This window comes from Vibrio sp. 10N.286.48.B8 (assembly GCF_003050085.1).
In the GTDB taxonomy this organism is placed as follows: Bacteria; Pseudomonadota; Gammaproteobacteria; order Enterobacterales; family Vibrionaceae; genus Vibrio; species Vibrio crassostreae.
Genome location: NZ_PIGD01000028.1, coordinates 25,895 through 43,639 on the forward strand (window position 1 = coordinate 25,895; position 17,745 = coordinate 43,639).

A 17,745-nucleotide genomic window follows, 5' to 3' on the forward strand; every position below is an offset into this window, starting at 1 on the left:
TTTATAACTAATATATGCGCATATCCATATATGAGTATGTAATTATGCTTCCTCACCAATTCTTTAAATTACTGTCTGATGAAACGCGAGTGCGTTGCTTAATGATGATTGTGCGCCAAGAGTGCCTCTCTGTTGGTGAGTTGACTCAGGCATTACAAGAAAGTCAGCCAAAGGTTTCACGCCACCTTGCGCAGTTGCGCTCCAACGGCATTTTGACTGACGTTCGCCAAGGGCAGTGGGTGTTTTACCGCCTGTCACAAGATTTACCGGGTTGGATGCTAAAGTTAATTGATGACCTTATCGCATCGAACTGTTTGAAAACTGAATACCAACAAGACATTGATCGCTTAGAAGAAATGACTTCACGCCCTCAATGTTGCGTTTAATTGAATATTTTTAGATTCACCACTAGCTGAGAGAGCATACGATGACAGTTAAAGTAGGTATTAATGGTTTTGGTCGTATTGGCCGTCTAGCACTTCGCGCAGCATTCGACTGGGCAGAGCTAGAGTTTGTACAAATTAATGATGTCGCGGGCGATACCGCAACGTTAGCACATCTTCTAGAGTTCGATTCAGTTCAAGGTCGCTTTCACCACGAAGTAAATGCAGAAGGCGATGAGATGATCATTAATGGCCAGCGCATCAAGACCACACAAGAGCGCGACATCGATGCGATCGATTGGTCTGGCTGTGATGTGGTTATCGAAGCGACAGGTGTTCACCGTAAGACATCTTTCCTAAACAAATACCTAGAGCAGGGCGTGAAGCGTGTTGTGGTATCGGCGCCAGTGAAAGAAGAAGGCATCGCAAACATCGTTGTTGGTGTGAACGACAACATCTTTGACCCAGCAGTACACAGAATCGTAACGGCAGCGTCTTGTACAACAAACTGTATCGCACCTGTGGTTAAAGTGATCAACGAGAAGCTTGGTATCGAGAATGCCTCTTTCACCACGATTCACGATCTAACCAACACGCAAACTATTCTTGATGCGCCCCACAAAGACTTACGTCGTGCACGTGCATGTGGCATGAGCCTTATTCCTACAACAACGGGCAGTGCTAAAGCGATCGTTGAGATCTTCCCTGAGCTTGAAAACCGTATTAACGGCCACGCGGTTCGTGTACCACTAGCGAACGCTTCTCTGACTGACATCATCTTCGAAGTGAAGCAAGACACCACAGCAGAAGAAGTTAACGCGATGCTAAAAGAAGCGTCTGAGAACGAACTGAAAGGCATTCTTGGCTTTGAAGAGCGTCCGCTGGTTTCTATCGATTACAAAGGCGACCAACGCTCAACCATCGTAGATGCACTATCAACTATGTTAGTGGGTAAGCGCATGGTTAAGATCTACGCTTGGTACGATAACGAAATGGGTTACGCGACACGTACGGCTGAGTTAGTTCGTACTGTCGGCCTTTCTAAATAAGAATCTGGGGAAGACACAATGACACATCCAACGTGGCAACTAGACCTTGAGAAAGGTGCACTTATCCTGACTCCATGCCCAGGCACTAAAGACGCAGACCTAGATGCATCTCTAGCTCAACTTAAAGCGCAAGGCGTAGAAGCAATTGTGACGGCTTTAGACAGTGAAGAACTGGCGAGCAAGAATGTTTCTGAGCTAGGCGAGAAAGCACAAGCACTAGGCATGCAATGGTTCCAAATTGAAATCGAAGATGATTGTGCACCGGGTGCTGACTTTGCGCAGAAGTGGCAAGCAGCAAGCCCAGAGCTACATCAAGTTGTGGATAATGGCGGTAAGGTAGCGATGCACTGCATGGGCGGTTCTGGCCGTACAGGTTTATTCGCAGCTCATCTGCTTTTAGAAAAAGGCTGGGACCTCGATAAGATCGTTCAAGAAGTTCAGGCACTGCGTCCAGGTGCCTTCACTAAATCTATCCAGGTTGAGTACATTAATGGCGTAGCTTCTGCGTAGCTCTTCATACTTGAACCTGCAGCGTTGTTAACTGCGCAAATTCACCCTAATCACATAGAACACCTATGCTCATAGGGCTGAACTTGCTTGTTGCCTAGCTGCAACTCCAATTATTTTGAGTATAAGTTAAGTGGAAAGTAAGAATTAGAGCTTTTGGACACCTATGATCTAAAAGCTCTTTTTGTTTAGATTGCAGAGATAGCGTTATGTTTTCAAATCTAAGTAAGAGCGTTCGCCAATACATGTTGGTGACTTTCAACTACTGGAACTTCACCATTACTGATGGTGCACTTCGTATGCTGGTGGTTTTGTATTTTTACGACCTTGGCTACAGTTCGTTAGAGATCGCCTCGCTGTTCCTTTTCTATGAATTCTTTGGTGTGGTGACGAACCTAATCGGTGGTTGGTTGGGCGCACGTCTTGGCCTCAATAAGACCATGAACATTGGTTTGGGGATGCAAGTTGTCGCCTTGGGTATGCTCGCGGTGCCAACGGCGATGTTGACTATTCCTTGGGTAATGGCGGCGCAGGCATTGTCTGGTATCGCTAAAGACCTCAATAAGATGAGCGCCAAGAGCTCAATTAAGACCTTAGTGCCGGATGAACAGCAAGGCGCGCTGTATAAGTGGATTGCAATTCTGACAGGCTCTAAGAATGCCCTGAAAGGTGCAGGCTTCTTTATTGGCGGTTTACTGCTTTCAACGATTGGCTTCCAATATGCAGTGCTTGCGATGGCAGCTGTGCTGACTTTGGTCTTCATTGGCAGTGTGCTGAGCTTAGAAGCGGACATGGGTAAAGCGAAAACCAAGCCTAAGTTCAAACAGATCTTCTCTAAATCTGAATCCATCAACATCCTATCTGCAGCTCGCATGTTCTTGTTTGGTGCTCGTGATGTGTGGTTTGTGATTGCTTTGCCAATTTATCTCGGCAGCGTGTTTGGTTGGGATCACTCATGGGTTGGCGGTTTCTTAGCGGCTTGGACTATCGCTTATGGCTTTGTACAAGGCATAGCGCCGAAGATTACGGGTAAAGCTCAGGGTAAGGTGCCAGATGGGCATGCCGCGCTGTTATGGGCTGGTGCGTTGGCTATCGTGACCGCTGCCATTGCTTATGCGGTACAGATTGGTTGGCAACCAGAGCTAGTTATCGTGGGTGGTTTGATGGTGTTTGGTGCTATCTTTGCGGTGAACTCATCACTTCACTCATATTTGATTGTGAGTTATGCGAAAGGCGATGGCGTTTCTCTTGATGTCGGTTTCTACTACATGGCAAATGCGATGGGCCGTTTGATTGGCACGATATTGTCGGGCTTGGTATTCCAAATGGCAGGTTTGTCTGCGTGTTTGTGGGTTTCCTTCGCATTCTTAGCGATAACGACGGTGATCTCTCTGCGTTTACCTAGGATACCGCAAATCTCAGCAGCATAAGCTTCAGCCGCATGAGCTAAATTCGCGATAAGCACTCCTTTAACACTAAGCTGACTTGGTATTTATTCCGGTCAGCTTTTTTATTGCTATAGTAGAATGATTGAATATTAATCAGGCATTTACATGAAGCAGCGAATTCTCTTTTTTGATTTAGCCCGATGTGTCGCGGCCGTAGCGGTTATCGCGATTCATGTTTTGGCGCCTTATCGCAATGAGTTAGGAACCGTTCCTTTCGGCGAATGGTTAACAGCAATCAGCGTCAATGGCTTCAGCCGCTGGGCTGTACCTGTCTTTATATTGATAACGGGTGCTTTGATGTTAAGCGATCAGCGCCCGTTTGACGCTAAGTACTACCTCAAGCGACGCCTAGGCAAAGTATTGATACCTTTCATCGTTTGGTCGCTTTTCTATACCTACCTATCTGGTTGGTCTGCGATGGGCTTTGATGCCGACGTCAGTTGGGACGTGTTGCTCAATAGCTATCATCATTACACCTATTACCACCTCGGTTTCTTCTATTACTTTATCCCGCTCTACTTTGTGATTCCGTTCTTGCAGATCATGGTCAGAAAGTACGGTGATAGATCGGTCTATGCCTTTACGGCGGTATGGCTGCTCACAACATTACTGTTCTTACTGAGAATCGACGGTCCTTGGAGCCACGAATTGTGGCTGTACACCGGTTACTTACCATTGGGATACTTGCTGTATAAGATTGTGCCACTTAACAAGGTGACAGTCGGCGTGAGTGTGTTACTGGGTGGGTTAGCGTTACTAACCACGGTTTACATGGTAGTTGATGCAAGCTTGGTAGCAGAAGAGTACACGGTGGGGCGCTGGTTATCTTACAAGACGTTGAATACGGTATTAGCAGCGAGCATGGTGTTTATGCTGTGTCGTTATTACGGAGAAGGATTATCTGAGAAAAGTAACCAAGTGGTTGGCTTTATCAGTAAGCACAGTTTAGGTATCTACCTGCTGCATCCTATCTTCTTGTGGCCAATGAAAGAGTTTGGTTGGTACCAGGGACACCCTGCGTGGGTTATCCCATTATGGATTGTGATCAGTGGCGCAGGTGCGCTTTGGATGAGCTGGATGGTATCTAAGTCTGAGAAAACGCGTTGGTTATTGCCTTAGTCGTTAATACTAAAGCCATTAGTTATTATCGCTGATGGTCGGTTTTTGATGAATCGTTGAAGCGGCTTACGATTAGCGTTTCAACGCAAAGTGTAAGAACTTATCGCCTTGGTAGGTTAAGGTTCCTTTGTCGCCGGGGTTAAGGGCGTGGAAATAGTGGATTCCGACTTGGAATTCGCGTTTCGGACCAACCACACCACGTTGAACGTAAATCCAGTACTCTTGATCTTCTTGGCCAGGTTCTGCGTCAGGAAGGTCGATGGATTGTTTGTCTAACACAGTGACATTCACTTTCTTCTCTGGCGCATTTTCACCTTGCGAGTGTTTTCGATAGAAACCAATAAATACCCAAGCCGCTAGAGCAGCGAGTGCAAAAATGGCAAAAAAGAGTGAATTAGGCATATAACCTCCATGTAGTCGTGATGGTTATTCTAGTCTTTCAGGCAATAAGGATATGTGTTTAAAGCCGTTATTCGTGAACTGTTGTAAGCCAAGCTGATTATTTTTCGGCGGACATCACATTTAATGGCCAGTTTGGGATAAAGCATTGTTATTTATTGTCTCTTTCTCTCGTAAATAACAGTGATTTTGTATAAGAATAGGGAAATGCTCGACTAGAATTATAGTGTGGAGTGGGAGGGCCAAGATGACCGATATTGAAAAAGTGGTGACAAGAACTCGCAATATAGAGAAATTATTGAGGCTTCAATATCATGCCGAAGGCGAAGGATTGCATGAGCTTGTAACAAGCTGTGAAGAAAGGCTACCGCACGATATGGTGAGCAAGCTGCGTTATATCGCAACGTGTCGTAACAAGGTAGTCAATGAACATGAGGCTAAGTTGGAAGACCAACATAAGTTCATCATGATGTGTAACGACTGTGAGAAGGAGCTGACTCCACGTAGTGGTCGTTTTATTTGGCGAGTTGCGATCTTACTAATGATGGCAATGACTTTGGCTGCCGCAGGTTTCTATTATGCGAACTGGGATGTGCTAACACTGCATCTGTTTTCGAAATGAAAAAATTGAACAAAAAAAGGGACGCTCATGGCGTCCCTTTTTTTATCTGTAACTTGCTTAGTACATCATCGGTAGTGTCATTAGACCTACAACTACCGCGATCATTACAAGTCCTTGTCTTTGCGAAGATGAAATCATAACACTACTCCTAAATTTGGTTGTCTCTCGCTATGTTTTAAAGAATAGCACTACTTATGGCTTTAGATCAATAATTACTTTCGAAAGCTTTAAAAGTAGTAGAAAACTATGAGTTTTTTGCTTGTTTGAGTGTATTTAACTGTGTTTTATGGTGTGTTCTTATTTTGTTCGTTGTGATTTATGTTTGTTCTAATTTGGTTTAACCTGTTGTTTTTCAATGGTTGTTTTGTGTAATTTATATTGTTAAAGGTTGTTAAACTGTATTAATAAGGGTTGGCGGTGGCTAGGTTTGTTTTGGTTGATTTTTTAAGTTTTCGACTTGGTTTTTGTGGCGGTTTTTACCGGGGGCTTGAAATAACCTGACAAAACTGGGTTCTAAAAAAGAAAACTGGCTACTTTACAAGTCTAGGGTTGGTCGGAGTTTTTATTTCCCTATTAAGCTTGAGTTTGTTTGTTTAAGTTATTGTTATTGTTTGCTTTAAATGTATTGATTTTAATTTTTTAAGTGTGGTATTTGCCGGAATTTGGCCAGTTTTTATGGAGCCAATAGGTTAGAATTGACCAAAATTCAAGTATGGCGACTCTAATGCCAGTTTGAATAGGTTTTATGATGATTTGCTCTAGTTTTAAACGAATAGTCATTGTCACTGTGGTAATTGTTACGACTTCAATCTAAAGAGACTCTTTTTAGTGGAAGCGTAATCAAGATCCAATTTTGAGGGGCTGAGGCTTTACATCAACACTCGTGTGCCTAGACTGGCGACGATTTAAAGCAATAGGGCAAATGGTATGTGGAGTTGGTTGGCGGTTTCCTTGTCTGGTATCGGAGCAATAGCAGGAACGAAGCATGGACATATCGGTCAGGCCTTATCGTATAAGGTTTTTACCTTTGTATTATTAGCGACCATTGCTTTAACTCAATCTGTCGTTGCTGATTTTACCTATTGGGTCGTTGCTGGGTTGGCGGTTTCTGCGATCGCAGATGTCTTACATACTGTTACTCAAAAACGTCCTCTGCATTTTGTTTGCTTCTTGCTGGCTCAGCTCTGTTACAGCAAAGCATTTTGGTTACAGCTATCAGGAGAAATGGTCTGGTGGTTGTTCGCACTCCTGTTAGCGGCTTGTGTCGTTGCTTTCTTCTTACTTCTGCCTCGCTTAGACAAACTCGTCTTTCCTGTGGTTATCATGGGTATCGTGCTTATTCAGCTTGCATGGGCTTCTGGTGAGCTCTGGTTGCTTGATCCTCAACTGTCGCATGCGGTGGGTTTTGCTGGTTGTGCCGTGTTGCTGCTTTCTGCATTAGCATACGCGCTAAACTTCTATCGTAGCCCCATTAAGGGTGCCTACTTTTGGGTGACGGGCAGTTACTTTCTGGCTCACGCTCTCATTGTTGCTTCCCTTACCATTTAGGGTAGAGCTAGCTTAACTCTGAGCTACATCAAGGCAGCTAAGATGAAAGTAGGTAATCTACGTCTACTTCATTAAACATGAGATAGAGTTATGACTACCGAAATTCATGCACACAACGTTTTAAACCTACTGAGTGAAAAGCCACTGACTTGTGAAGAGTTGACGCAAGAGCTTGCTCAAACTTATGGCGCAGAAGCTCGTTTCCATACCTGTAAGCTGAACGGCCTGGATTTAGATGGATTGCTGAAGTTTTTCCTGAAGATGGAAAAGGTCGTAGTTATTGATGACAAGCTTTGCACTAATCGCGAACGTGTGTGTAACCACTAACTCCCAGTGACTTGGTTTCAGAGCCTTTTGGCTTTTATAGATTAAGAAGAGTGGATGCTATGTTTCGGCTTCACTCTTTAAATTCTCTTTTTACTTTTCTCCTTTCTACTTTTCTATTTGCTCTCGCAAAATTCCCTTCTAATTAGATAAGTTAATCCTTTTATTACTGCGTTCGAAAATCAATGTTGAGGCTGCTATACTCCGCGCACTTACGCTTTTCGAGACAAACTTATGGAAATTTTATCTGCAGCAACCATGCTGTTTCTTATTATGGACCCGCTTGGCAATCTACCAATCGTGCTCTCTATCCTTAAGCATATTGATCCGAAGCGTCGTCGTATTGTTCTTGTTCGTGAACTGATGTTTGCGCTGATTATCCTGCTGTTGTTCTTGTTTGCTGGTCAAAGCATTATGAACTTCCTGCATGTGCAGCCTGAAACCTTGAGTATCTCTGGCGGTATTATTCTGTTCATCATCGCGATTAAGATGATTTTCCCAAGTGCGGGTAGTATTACTGGCCTCGCGGCGGGTGAAGAACCGTTTATTGTGCCGATGGCGATCCCAATGATTGCTGGCCCTTCAGTGATTGCGGCATTAATTCTGTTGTCGACACAGCACCCTGACAACATGTTAGAGCTTTCAGCCGCGGTGATGTTGGCTTGGGGCGCTACCTTCTTCATTCTGATGTTTAATGGCTTCTTCCTGCGAGTGTTGGGTGAGAGAGGCCTTAAAGCCATCGAACGCTTGATGGGCTTGTTGCTGGTTATGCTGTCGACGCAAATGTTCCTAGATGGTGTGAAAGGCTACATGGGTTAACATCAGTATCATCGCTGAATAAAAAAACGCCGCTCAAATGAGCGGCGTTTTTGTCTCTACTGTTTCTGTCATGATGTTTTCTGTAGCTAAGCGTTTTATATCTGAGCTTAAGCTTGATTACATCATGTGCTTGCGTCGGATATCGAGTAGGGCAAAGACACCGAAAATCAATATTGACCACTTCTCCCAACGTGACATTTCGATCTTGTCGCCGAAAGCACCGATAAAAATCAGCATCTGCAGGCCGTGCATGAAGAACAAGAACGCTGTCATGATATAAAGCGCAATCGCCGCATTACCCGGGAACGGGTAGAAAATATTTACGATTAAGATAAACCAAACAAAGGCGATGGCTGCTTTTGCTAGTGGAAGCAAGAACTTCATTCAATAACTCCTATTCTTCAGTGATTCGATTGAACAGTCGGTAACTTGACTGTCCGGTAGTCTTATCGCGATGCAACTCCCAGTTCTCTGGCATAGCTTCGAGTTTCAGCTCTTTCTCTGTCTCGACGTAAATGATGGCATCGTCTGCAAGCCAACCGTTACTCTCAAGCAGTTGTACTGTTTCTGCCAATAAGCCTTTACGAAATGGTGGATCAAGGAAAACCATATCGTAAGGGGTGCCTGGCTTCTTAAGGAAAGAGATAGCGTCAGTATTTACAACATTGATGTTGTCTGCTTTGAGCTCTTTCGCGTTATCAGAAAGTTGTTTAGCAGCCTTTTGGTTCATTTCGAGCAGCGTCACCATTTTTGCTTGGCGAGAAGCTGCTTCAAAACCTAAACCGCCAGAACCGGCAAATACATCCAAGCAAGTTGAATGTGGGATATCTTGAGCCACCCAGTTAAAGAGTGTCTCTTTTACTCGGTCAATGGTTGGGCGTAATCCTTCTAAATCATGGACGGGCAGTTTTCTACCTCTCCATGAGCCACTAATAATTCGAACAAAGCCTCCGGATGGCTTTTTTTGTGATGTGTTTTGCTGGCGACGTCTTACCATAGATTTTTTGACCGCTAATAAAGTGATACTATACCGAGCCCAATTTAAGTGGGTTCGTGTATTAAATAAATTTGCAATGACAAAGTGTATCAAGCTAAAAGCAAACTTATCACTGCTTTGTCATTTTTCTTTACTATTCGTTTGTACAAGCTTGTATTGTATAACAATAGCAAAGAGTCGACGTGTATTAAGTCAATACAGCTAATTAGTAGATCTAGGAAACTCCTCTGATGACGGAAAAAAAGAAGCGCGGATTATTATCGTGGCTTGGTTTTGGTGAAGAAGAACAAAGCCCAAAAACTCAGAATGAAGCGAACGTAGAAAGCGTTGAAGATCAAACTGAAGTTGAATCACAAGTTGAGGCTGAACAGGTCGCGCCTGAAGCTGAAGTCGCTAAGCCAACTGCATCTGAGCAAGCGCTTGAAGAAGCTCAACAAGAACAGCAACCTGTCGCAGCAGAAGCAGAAGCAGAAGCAGAACAGGAAGAAGTGGTTGTTCCTCAAGCTAAGGTTGAAGAAGTACAAGAGAAGCCAACAGAAAGCTTCTTTGCTCGCCTTAAGCGCAGCCTAAGCCGCACTAAAGCAAACATCGGCGCCGGTTTCTTCGGTCTGTTCAAAGGCAAGCAAATCGATGAAGATCTGTTTGAAGAGCTAGAAGAGCAACTTCTGATCGCTGATGTGGGTATGAATACCACGGTTAAGATCATTGAAAACCTGACAGAAAAAGCATCTCACAATGACCTAAAAGACGGTGAAGCGCTTTATGGTCTGCTCAAAGAAGAGATGGCAGACATCTTAAGCCAAGTAGAACAGCCACTGGTTGTTGATACCACTAAAACACCTTACGTTATCTTAATGGTTGGTGTGAACGGTGTAGGTAAGACAACTACGATCGGTAAACTGGCAAAACAATTCCAAAATGAAGGCAAGAAAGTGATGCTAGCGGCGGGTGATACCTTCCGTGCTGCAGCCGTTGAACAGCTTCAGGTTTGGGGTCAGCGTAATGATGTGCCGGTTATCGCTCAGCACACAGGTGCGGATAGTGCGTCTGTTATCTACGATGCGATTGAAGCAGCGAAAGCACGTGGCGTTGATGTTGTGATTGCCGATACAGCGGGTCGTTTGCAGAACAAGAGCAACTTGATGGAAGAGCTGCGTAAGATTGTTCGTGTAATGAAGAAGATTGATGACTCTGCACCACACGAAATCATGCTAACGCTCGATGCCGGTACGGGTCAGAATGCTATCAGCCAAGCGAAACTATTCAGTGAAGTGGCTCCAGTAACCGGTATTACACTGACTAAGTTAGATGGTACGGCGAAAGGTGGCGTAATTTTCTCAATTGCTGACCAGTTCCAGATTCCAATCCGCTACATTGGTGTGGGTGAAGGTATTGATGACCTGCGCCCATTTGAATCTAAAGACTTCATTGAAGCACTATTTAGCCGCGAAGAGTAACGCGAGTAGCAAAGTGGTTTATCCTTAATCTGCTACCGTTTTTAAATTTGATATTAGTGATCGTAAGAGGAATTTTCGGTGATCAAATTTCAGCAAGTGAGTAAAGCCTACCGAGGTGGAAGACAAGCGCTCCAAAAAGTGGACTTTCACCTGAAACGTGGAGAGATGGCTTTTTTGGGTGGGCACTCTGGGGCTGGTAAAAGTACCTTGCTGAAGTTGATCTGCGCGATAGAGCGTCCAACCGATGGACGTGTCTGGTTCAACGATCACGATATCACTCGTATCCCAGCCAAAGACATCCCTTTCTTACGCCGTAATATTGGGATTGTTTTTCAAGACCATCGCCTGCTGATGGACCGTTCGATTTTCGATAACGTCGCTCTGCCTATGCGTATTGAATCTATTTCTGAAAACGAAATAAAACGCCGAGTCAGTGCTGCGTTGGATAAGACAGGCCTATTAGATAAAGCCCGTTGTTTGCCAAGCCAGCTTTCTGGTGGTGAACAGCAACGTGTGGGCATTGCTCGGGCTGTGGTGAACCGTCCAACCCTACTGCTTGCGGATGAGCCGACGGGTAACCTAGACCCTGAATTATCTAACCGTGTGTTGCGATTATTTGAAGAGTTCAACCGCGCAGGTGTGACGATCATCCTAGCGACGCACGATATCGGGTTAGTGAACACTCGCCCTCAGTACCGCCATCTTGAATTAAACCAAGGATTTTTGAGTGAGGTTGAAGACTATGGCCGCGAATAAGCGCATCAAAAAACCTCAATCTAATCGAGCAGCAAACCGCGCTTCAAGCGACGGCTTCTTTGTTGTTCACTGGAAACAAGCCAAGTCATCGTTCTCGCAAATGTGGCAGCGCCCGTTAGGCAACTTGCTGACCCTTGCGGTGATCTCTATGGCGTTGGCGATGCCAGCTTGTTTGTACCTGTTGGGTAAAAATGTGGGTGAAGTAGCGCAAGATGTCACTAGCCCGTCACAAATAAGTGCTTATGTAGAGGATGGTATTCCTGAGCCACGAGTAATGGTGCTCAAGGATGAAATCGAAAGTTGGGATCAAGTTGAGCTGGTGGAGTACATATCTCCGCAGCAAGGGCTTGCAGACCTCAGCCAGTATTCTGGTTTTGAAGACGCCCTAACTATCCTAGATGATTATTCACTGCCAGGTGTGCTGGTGATTACGCCAAGCGTACACAGCGATACCTTAATTAAAGAACTGGCAGGCACAGTTAAACAACAAGAATTAGTAACCGATGTTCGTCTAGACGAAGATTGGTTAGCTCGATTAGATGCGATCAAAGCACTCGCGGCTGTCATCGTGATTACCTTAACGGTATTGATGTTGGGCGCGGTATTTCTGATTATCGGCAATACACTACGATTTAATGTGTTGGCGCATAAAGAAGAGATTCAAACCATGAAGCTGATTGGTGCGACCGACAGCTACATTCTTCGACCATACCTTTATGCTGGGATGTGGTTTGGCGTATTAGGTTCGATTAGCGCTTGGGTAATGACGGCATTAATTACCGTATTACTGAACAGTGCAGTGGATGACTTGGCTCAGTTGTATGACAGCCACTTCCGCTTAATTGGCCTGAGCTGGGATGAATCTTTACTGCTTTTGATCGTCGGAACTCTGCTTGGTAGTGTGGCTGCGAAGCTTTCTGCACAGCGTCACCTAAAAGAAATTGAACCAGTTTAGGTGAATAGAGTCATATTTAGACGAAAAATAGGCACTTCTTAACCAGTTTTTGCCTTGTATAGACGAATTGATTATGCATAATTACTTCCCCCTCCTTGAAACCTGTTCATTTTAGGTTCAAGATTGTCGGGTTTTAATAGATGTATTACTCCAGATCAGAGATTGATGAGGAACCGAATGGCAAACCAAGCGTATCAAATGGCTTTAGTCACACAAGATAGTTTAGATAGCTATATCCGCTCAGCGAACAGCTACCCAATGCTGACACCTGAAGAGGAACGTGGACTTGCAGAGCGATTACATTACAAAGGTGAGATCGATGCTGCGAAAGGCTTGATCCTTTCCCACCTACGATTCGTGGTGCACGTCGCAAGAGGCTACTCTGGCTACGGGCTGCCAATGGCTGATCTCGTCCAAGAAGGTAACATCGGCTTGATGAAGGCTGTTAAGCGCTTCAATCCAGAAGTTGGTGTTCGATTGGTTTCTTTCGCAGTTCACTGGATCAAAGCTGAAATCCATGAATACGTTCTGCGTAACTGGCGCATCGTTAAAATTGCGACAACTAAGGCACAGCGTAAACTGTTCTTTAATCTTCGTAAGTCTAAAAAGCGTTTAGGTTGGTTTAATAACGGTGAAGTTGAGACAGTTGCTCGTGAACTGGGCGTTGAGCCTTCTGAGGTTCGTGAAATGGAATCTCGCTTAGCGGCACAAGACGCGACGTTTGAAGCGCCTATGGACGATGACGACGGCGGTTCTGCTTACACAGCTCCAGTTTACTACCTAGAAGACAAAGCATCAGACGTTGCTGAAACGGTAGAAGCGGCTAACTGGGAGTCACACACCAATAATCGCCTAGGACTCGCACTAGCAAGCTTAGACGAGCGTAGCCAACACATTGTTCGCTCACGTTGGTTAGACGACAACAAAGCAACCCTGCAAGACTTAGCGGATACCTACAGCATTTCTGCAGAGCGTGTTCGCCAGTTAGAAAAGAATGCGATGAAGAAATTGAAGCAAGCCGTTGGCGATTTCTAATAGCATCTAGTTTCTATTAGCTTCAGAGCTAGCAAATAACTGAATTTTGAAAAGGCCGAGATCGAGAGATCTCGGCCTTTTTATTTTGGATCGATTTCTCAACTTTTGCGATCGAAATTTGCAAAATGATTTTGTGGATAACTCTGTGAGAAGTTTATTCGTCAGCTGTCTAAAAGCAGGGTGTAGTAAGGCTTTGACGGGGTTTTTCGAGTGGGGATATTTTTCAGTTAACCCACAGTTAGATCAGGATCCTTACTACATGTTGTGGATCTATTTTTAAAAAGGCACTTTATTCACGCAATTCACAGATTTATCCACAAATGGTGTAAAAGTGATCGCTGGTGGATAACCTTATTAAGTGGATGTGAATGTTAGCCTTGGGATAGGTTACAATGGCAGCAAAGTAAATCAGTATAAAAGAGAAAGTCATGGACCAGTTTAAACATATCGATGTTAAAGGCGCTCAAGCCCTCATTGAACAAGGCAACGCTCGACTTGTCGATATACGTGACCCGCAGTCTTTTGCGGTTGCCCACTCACAAACAGCCTACCACCTGACTAACGATACGATGGTGTCGTTCATGGATGAGGTTGAGTTCGAACAACCTATCTTGGTGATGTGTTACCACGGTATTAGCAGCCAAGGTGCAGCACAATATTTAGTGAACCAAGGCTTTGAAGAGGTATATAGTGTAGATGGCGGTTTCGAAGCTTGGCACCGTGCTGAACTTCCTGTGATTGCTGGTTAATTACCTTTATCGCTCCAAGCATCTCTCATAGTATGAATAGGAAGTACCAATGATTAGATTGATGGTGTTAGACAACCCACGTCTTGCTCAAGCATTTATTGATTATATGGCGTCTCGTCAGATCCCTATTCAGATGTCTCCTGAGGGGGAAGGGCGTTTTGCGCTTTGGCTTATTGATGGTCAATTTCAAGTTGAAACCGAAGCTGAGCTCAATCGCTTCTTGTCGGAACCCAATCATAAGCGCTATCAAGCGGCGTCTTGGGACATGGCAGAGACCAGGAAGAGCAACTTTCATTATCATACACCAAGCTTCATGGGCATGATAAAAGCCAAAGCAGGCCCTGTGACACTCAGTATCATGCTGGTATGTGTGGTGATTTTTGCTCTGCAGCAGATAGGTTTCGGGCAGGCGATTTTTAACACCTTACATTTCCCTGCGGTTGATGGGCAGCAATGGCAATTATGGCGCTGGCTCAGTCATGCTGTTTTGCATTTCTCGGTTATGCACATCGCATTCAACATCTTGTGGTGGTGGCAACTGGGCGGAGATATTGAGAAAAAGTTAGGTGGTCTTAAGTTACTTCAGATCTTTGCCGTATCTTCAGCGATTTCTGGTGCCGGACAATACTGGGTCGAAGGGGCGAACTTCGGTGGTTTATCTGGAGTAGTGTATGCCTTGGTTGGTTACTTATGGGTTGTCGGAGCAAAGGCGCCGCAACTCGGTTTAGGTATCCCAAGACAGATCGTTGGCTTTATGTTGGTGTGGTTAGTTCTTGGATACATGCAGCCATTTATGGCCATCGCTAATACCGCTCATTTGGCAGGTTTAGTCGCAGGTGTGATTATCGGCTTTATAGATTCAATGAAAGCGCCGAAATCGGCAACAAGCTAGCGCGTTAGTTACCGAGAATCGATAGATACAAAAAAGCGGCCAGATGAGCCGCTTTTTTATTAGGATTCGTTTTTACATCATTACTGATAAAGGTATTTGGTAAACAGTAAGTCAGCAATCAGGGTTTTGCCCGTCTCAGGCAGAAGAATCTTGTTGAGGTGTTCAACCAAAGTCTTTCTCAAATCTTCACGACCAGACAGAGACTTAATCGTTTCTTCGTTTTGTTTACCAAGTAATTCAATCACGGCATCGCGGATTAATGGTTGGTGATGCTCAATGGCAGCTAGGTCATTGCTGTTCGCAACCATAATATCGAGGCGAACCTGAATGTAGCCCAGTTTTTTACCTTTAGTGTAAAAATTGGTGGTCAGGTCTGGCTCTAGCGTGAAGTAGGCTAGTTTGGGTGCCAATTCCTCTTCAGCGAAACTTGATGCTGAAAAGAGTAGGGTAATCGCAAGAATTATTTGGGCTACATAACGTTTGTGCATATTTGTGACTTTTCTTTAGTTTATTCGCGATATTCGAAACGCATTAGTCTTGTTACAATGAGCGGTCTAAATCTAAATACGTTTACAATTCGAAGAGCGCTTTAATTTTGTTCGAAAGTTGAAGCTTTATTGTACGTGTAAAGTCACCTATTGAATACTAGTATGAATCAGCCAATATCGCTGTATCTTAATTCGTTAATGAATGTAGATTGGCAAAGTACAGAAACATTTGATTTTCCTAATGAAACCACCAAAGAGTGGCTTATGGAGCAAGGTTCTCTTTCCCGCAAGTTGGGTAAGAGCTGTCAGCACCTGTCTGTTGAGTTGCTTCATAATCAAGTTGTAGAACGCTCAAGGCTACAACAAGACGAGGAACATCTTTTATCATCGTTTGATTGCTTACTGCGTAAAGTGATTTTAAAGGGTGATGATGAACCGTGGGTGTTAGGTCGAACCTTGATTCCCCGAGTCACGCTAGAAGATCATCAGCACTCTGACCTTTCTCAACAAGGTAATGTCCCGCTTGGATTGACCGTTTTCAGTGCTGAGAACGTGGAGCGAGATGCGCTGCAAGTCGGTTGGGTTATCGCGGGCGATGAGCAATTACTCGCACGTCGTTCTCGATTATGGATGAACCATAAACCGATGCTTGTGGCTGAACTGTTTTTACCAACATCACCCATTTACTCTAAGGAGAGTGTGTAAATGCTTGCCACCAAAGCGAAGGCGTATTGGCAATTAACGCGAATGAATCGCCCGATTGGTACCCTGTTACTTCTTTGGCCGACCTTGTGGTCACTGATTATCGCCGCACAAGGTATGCCTGATTTTGATGTCTTGGTTGTTTTCGTACTCGGTGTGGTGTTGATGCGTTCGGCTGGCTGTGTGATCAATGACTTTGCTGACCGTAAAGTAGATGGTCATGTTAAACGTACCAAGCAGCGTCCATTACCTTCAGGTTTGGTTTCCAGTAAGGAAGCGATTCTGCTCTTTTTAGTGCTAGCCGTGGTTTCCTTCTTGCTGGTACTGACCATGAATCCACTGACCATTAAGCTCTCATTTATTGGTGTTGGTCTGGCGTTCATTTACCCTTTCATGAAGCGTTTTACGCATCTTCCACAGTTGTTTCTCGGCTTAGCGTTTAGTTGGGCGATACCAATGGCTTGGGCGGCACAAACCAATGAACTGCCAAGCATTGTGTGGTTTATATTCGTGATTAACGCGTTGTGGACGATTGCTTACGACACGCAATATGCGATGGTTGATCGAGATGACGACCTGAAGATTGGTATTAAATCGACGGCGATTTTATTTGGTCGCTTCGATAAACTGATTGTTGGCTCTTTGCAACTCGTCACCCTAGCGATGCTGATTGCGTTAGGCATGCATTACCAACTAGGTGATACCTTCTATTGGGCATTGTTGGTAGCGGGAAGCTTGTTTGTGTATCAACAACACCTGATGCGCCACCGTGATCGAGACCTTTGTTTCCAAGCATTTCTCAACAATAATTATGTTGGAATGGCAGTGACTGTAGGCTTATTCATTACCTTCTGGTAAGCATCAGCTTTTCGAGTTAACGAACGCTAAAGAAAAAGGCACCCAGTGGGTAATGCCAGTCAGTTAAGCTGACTGGCATTTTTTCTATTTGTCGCATATTTCTTGGGTTTCAGTTTCACCCAGCGAAGATAACTTCTATCTTCTCTTCGGGGTGGCAGGATAAACATGGATATTTTCTGTAGTAGTACTTCATAGTGTTTAGGGAGTTTCCCAGGACTCGTTAAAGGTAAAGCTGCAAAGTATTGAGTCACAGCCATGGCACTACTCGTAAAGCTTAATTGATTCGGCCAGACGCTATCTAACTTACTCGCGGCCTTTGTCATAACCTGCCTTATAAGGTTATAGGCTAACAAAATCCCCCAGAGCTCCTGTCTAACCATATCTGGGCGCTTACTTCGCAATGTATATTCACTATCAAGCAAAGTTTGCTTCATTTCCCTATAGCCTAATTCGATTTCCCAACGATAGCGATAGAGCTCTACGATGTCTTCTCCAGGAAAGCGCAACCCATCACGCATTGATGTAAGTACCTGATACTCTTTACCTTTGATGACTTTCGATACCAACCTTGCTTCTATTATCTCAGGCAGGTCACTGAACTTCTTCCTTGCCTGAAGTGATGTTTTTATAGCAACGAT

At 44.5% G+C, this 17,745-nt stretch carries 22 protein-coding genes; 17 read left to right on the top strand and 5 right to left on the bottom strand.

Annotated features, from left to right (window positions below; all coding sequences use genetic code 11):
• Nucleotides 1-44 precede the first annotated feature (44 nt).
• The 5 genes from CWO08_RS22050 (at nt 45) to CWO08_RS22070 (ending at nt 4,506) form a co-directional block, all read left to right on the top strand.
• Nucleotides 45-386, top strand: a complete 342-nt coding sequence (locus CWO08_RS22050) for a helix-turn-helix transcriptional regulator (protein WP_102432591.1) — start codon at nt 45-47, stop codon at nt 384-386.
• 41 nt (nt 387-427) lie between these two features.
• On the top strand, nt 428-1,432 hold the full coding sequence (locus tag CWO08_RS22055) for an ArsJ-associated glyceraldehyde-3-phosphate dehydrogenase (RefSeq protein ID WP_048658885.1): 1,005 nt from the start codon (nt 428-430) through the stop codon (nt 1,430-1,432).
• Between the two features lie 18 nt (nt 1,433-1,450).
• A complete protein-coding gene (locus CWO08_RS22060; protein ID WP_108021121.1) occupies nt 1,451-1,942 on the top strand; it encodes a cyclin-dependent kinase inhibitor 3 family protein in 492 nt (163 codons plus the stop codon).
• A gap of 206 nt (nt 1,943-2,148) precedes the next feature.
• The gene (arsJ, locus tag CWO08_RS22065) at nt 2,149-3,369 is read left to right on the top strand and encodes an organoarsenical effux MFS transporter ArsJ (RefSeq protein WP_048658883.1); all 1,221 of its coding nucleotides are present in this window, start codon (nt 2,149-2,151) and stop codon (nt 3,367-3,369) included.
• 123 nt (nt 3,370-3,492) lie between these two features.
• A complete protein-coding gene (locus CWO08_RS22070; protein ID WP_102478821.1) occupies nt 3,493-4,506 on the top strand; it encodes an acyltransferase in 1,014 nt (337 codons plus the stop codon).
• A 72-nt stretch (nt 4,507-4,578) separates the two neighbouring features.
• On the opposite strand, the gene CWO08_RS22075 is transcribed toward CWO08_RS22070, so the two are convergent.
• On the bottom strand, nt 4,579-4,908 hold the full coding sequence (locus tag CWO08_RS22075; protein WP_017061032.1) for a DUF2500 domain-containing protein: 330 nt from the start codon (nt 4,906-4,908) through the stop codon (nt 4,579-4,581).
• Between the two features lie 244 nt (nt 4,909-5,152).
• Between CWO08_RS22075 and CWO08_RS22080 the strand changes: the two genes are divergently transcribed.
• The 4 genes from CWO08_RS22080 to CWO08_RS22100 all read left to right on the top strand — a co-directional run bounded on the left by CWO08_RS22080 (nt 5,153) and on the right by CWO08_RS22100 (nt 8,218).
• Nucleotides 5,153-5,527, top strand: a complete 375-nt coding sequence (locus CWO08_RS22080; RefSeq protein ID WP_004736595.1) for a hypothetical protein — start codon at nt 5,153-5,155, stop codon at nt 5,525-5,527.
• Between the two features lie 927 nt (nt 5,528-6,454).
• Nucleotides 6,455-7,075, top strand: a complete 621-nt coding sequence (locus CWO08_RS22090) for a lysoplasmalogenase (protein ID WP_048658881.1) — start codon at nt 6,455-6,457, stop codon at nt 7,073-7,075.
• Nucleotides 7,076-7,165: 90 nt separating this feature from the next.
• Nucleotides 7,166-7,402, top strand: coding sequence for a YecH family metal-binding protein (locus CWO08_RS22095; RefSeq protein WP_102432594.1), 237 nt, complete (start codon nt 7,166-7,168; stop codon nt 7,400-7,402).
• Nucleotides 7,403-7,633: 231 nt separating this feature from the next.
• Nucleotides 7,634-8,218, top strand: coding sequence for a YhgN family NAAT transporter (locus CWO08_RS22100; protein ID WP_048658880.1), 585 nt, complete (start codon nt 7,634-7,636; stop codon nt 8,216-8,218).
• Nucleotides 8,219-8,335: 117 nt separating this feature from the next.
• On the opposite strand, the gene CWO08_RS22105 is transcribed toward CWO08_RS22100, so the two are convergent.
• Both CWO08_RS22105 and rsmD read right to left on the bottom strand, forming a co-directional pair.
• Nucleotides 8,336-8,602 (bottom strand): DUF1145 domain-containing protein, encoded by a 267-nt coding sequence (locus tag CWO08_RS22105; protein WP_016784000.1) that lies wholly within the window; start codon nt 8,600-8,602, stop codon nt 8,336-8,338.
• Nucleotides 8,603-8,612: 10 nt separating this feature from the next.
• Nucleotides 8,613-9,215: a 16S rRNA (guanine(966)-N(2))-methyltransferase RsmD gene (gene rsmD / locus CWO08_RS22110; protein ID WP_048658879.1), complete on the bottom strand. Its 603-nt coding sequence runs from the start codon at nt 9,213-9,215 to the stop codon at nt 8,613-8,615.
• A gap of 230 nt (nt 9,216-9,445) precedes the next feature.
• On the opposite strand from rsmD, the gene ftsY reads away from it, so the two are divergent.
• The 6 genes from ftsY (at nt 9,446) to glpG (ending at nt 15,059) form a co-directional block, all read left to right on the top strand.
• Nucleotides 9,446-10,672, top strand: a complete 1,227-nt coding sequence (gene ftsY, locus CWO08_RS22115) for a signal recognition particle-docking protein FtsY (RefSeq protein ID WP_108021122.1) — start codon at nt 9,446-9,448, stop codon at nt 10,670-10,672.
• Between the two features lie 78 nt (nt 10,673-10,750).
• On the top strand, nt 10,751-11,428 hold the full coding sequence (gene ftsE, locus CWO08_RS22120; RefSeq protein ID WP_004736585.1) for a cell division ATP-binding protein FtsE: 678 nt from the start codon (nt 10,751-10,753) through the stop codon (nt 11,426-11,428).
• A complete protein-coding gene (ftsX, locus tag CWO08_RS22125) occupies nt 11,415-12,383 on the top strand; it encodes a permease-like cell division protein FtsX (RefSeq protein WP_017061038.1) in 969 nt (322 codons plus the stop codon). The genes ftsE and ftsX overlap by 14 nt, the downstream gene beginning before the upstream one ends.
• Before the next feature lie 177 nt (nt 12,384-12,560).
• Nucleotides 12,561-13,418: an RNA polymerase sigma factor RpoH gene (gene rpoH / locus CWO08_RS22130; RefSeq protein WP_017055518.1), complete on the top strand. Its 858-nt coding sequence runs from the start codon at nt 12,561-12,563 to the stop codon at nt 13,416-13,418.
• Nucleotides 13,419-13,846: 428 nt separating this feature from the next.
• A complete protein-coding gene (gene glpE, locus CWO08_RS22140; RefSeq protein WP_048658877.1) occupies nt 13,847-14,167 on the top strand; it encodes a thiosulfate sulfurtransferase GlpE in 321 nt (106 codons plus the stop codon).
• A gap of 49 nt (nt 14,168-14,216) precedes the next feature.
• Entirely contained in the window at nt 14,217-15,059 is an 843-nt protein-coding gene (glpG, locus tag CWO08_RS22145; RefSeq protein ID WP_107899489.1) for a rhomboid family intramembrane serine protease GlpG, read from the top strand.
• Between the two features lie 80 nt (nt 15,060-15,139).
• On the opposite strand, the gene CWO08_RS22150 is transcribed toward glpG, so the two are convergent.
• A complete protein-coding gene (locus CWO08_RS22150) occupies nt 15,140-15,547 on the bottom strand; it encodes a flagellar basal body-associated protein FliL (RefSeq protein ID WP_048662879.1) in 408 nt (135 codons plus the stop codon).
• Nucleotides 15,548-15,709: 162 nt separating this feature from the next.
• On the opposite strand from CWO08_RS22150, the gene CWO08_RS22155 reads away from it, so the two are divergent.
• Both CWO08_RS22155 and ubiA read left to right on the top strand, forming a co-directional pair.
• Entirely contained in the window at nt 15,710-16,252 is a 543-nt protein-coding gene (locus CWO08_RS22155) for a chorismate lyase (RefSeq protein ID WP_165886754.1), read from the top strand.
• Complete coding sequence (ubiA, locus tag CWO08_RS22160) at nt 16,253-17,107, top strand: 4-hydroxybenzoate octaprenyltransferase (RefSeq protein ID WP_048658874.1); 855 nt, start codon at nt 16,253-16,255, stop codon at nt 17,105-17,107.
• Nucleotides 17,108-17,166: 59 nt separating this feature from the next.
• Here ubiA and CWO08_RS22165 read toward each other — a convergent pair.
• The coding region (locus CWO08_RS22165) for a transposase (protein WP_146161775.1) at nt 17,167-17,745 on the bottom strand (579 nt) is incomplete at its 5' end.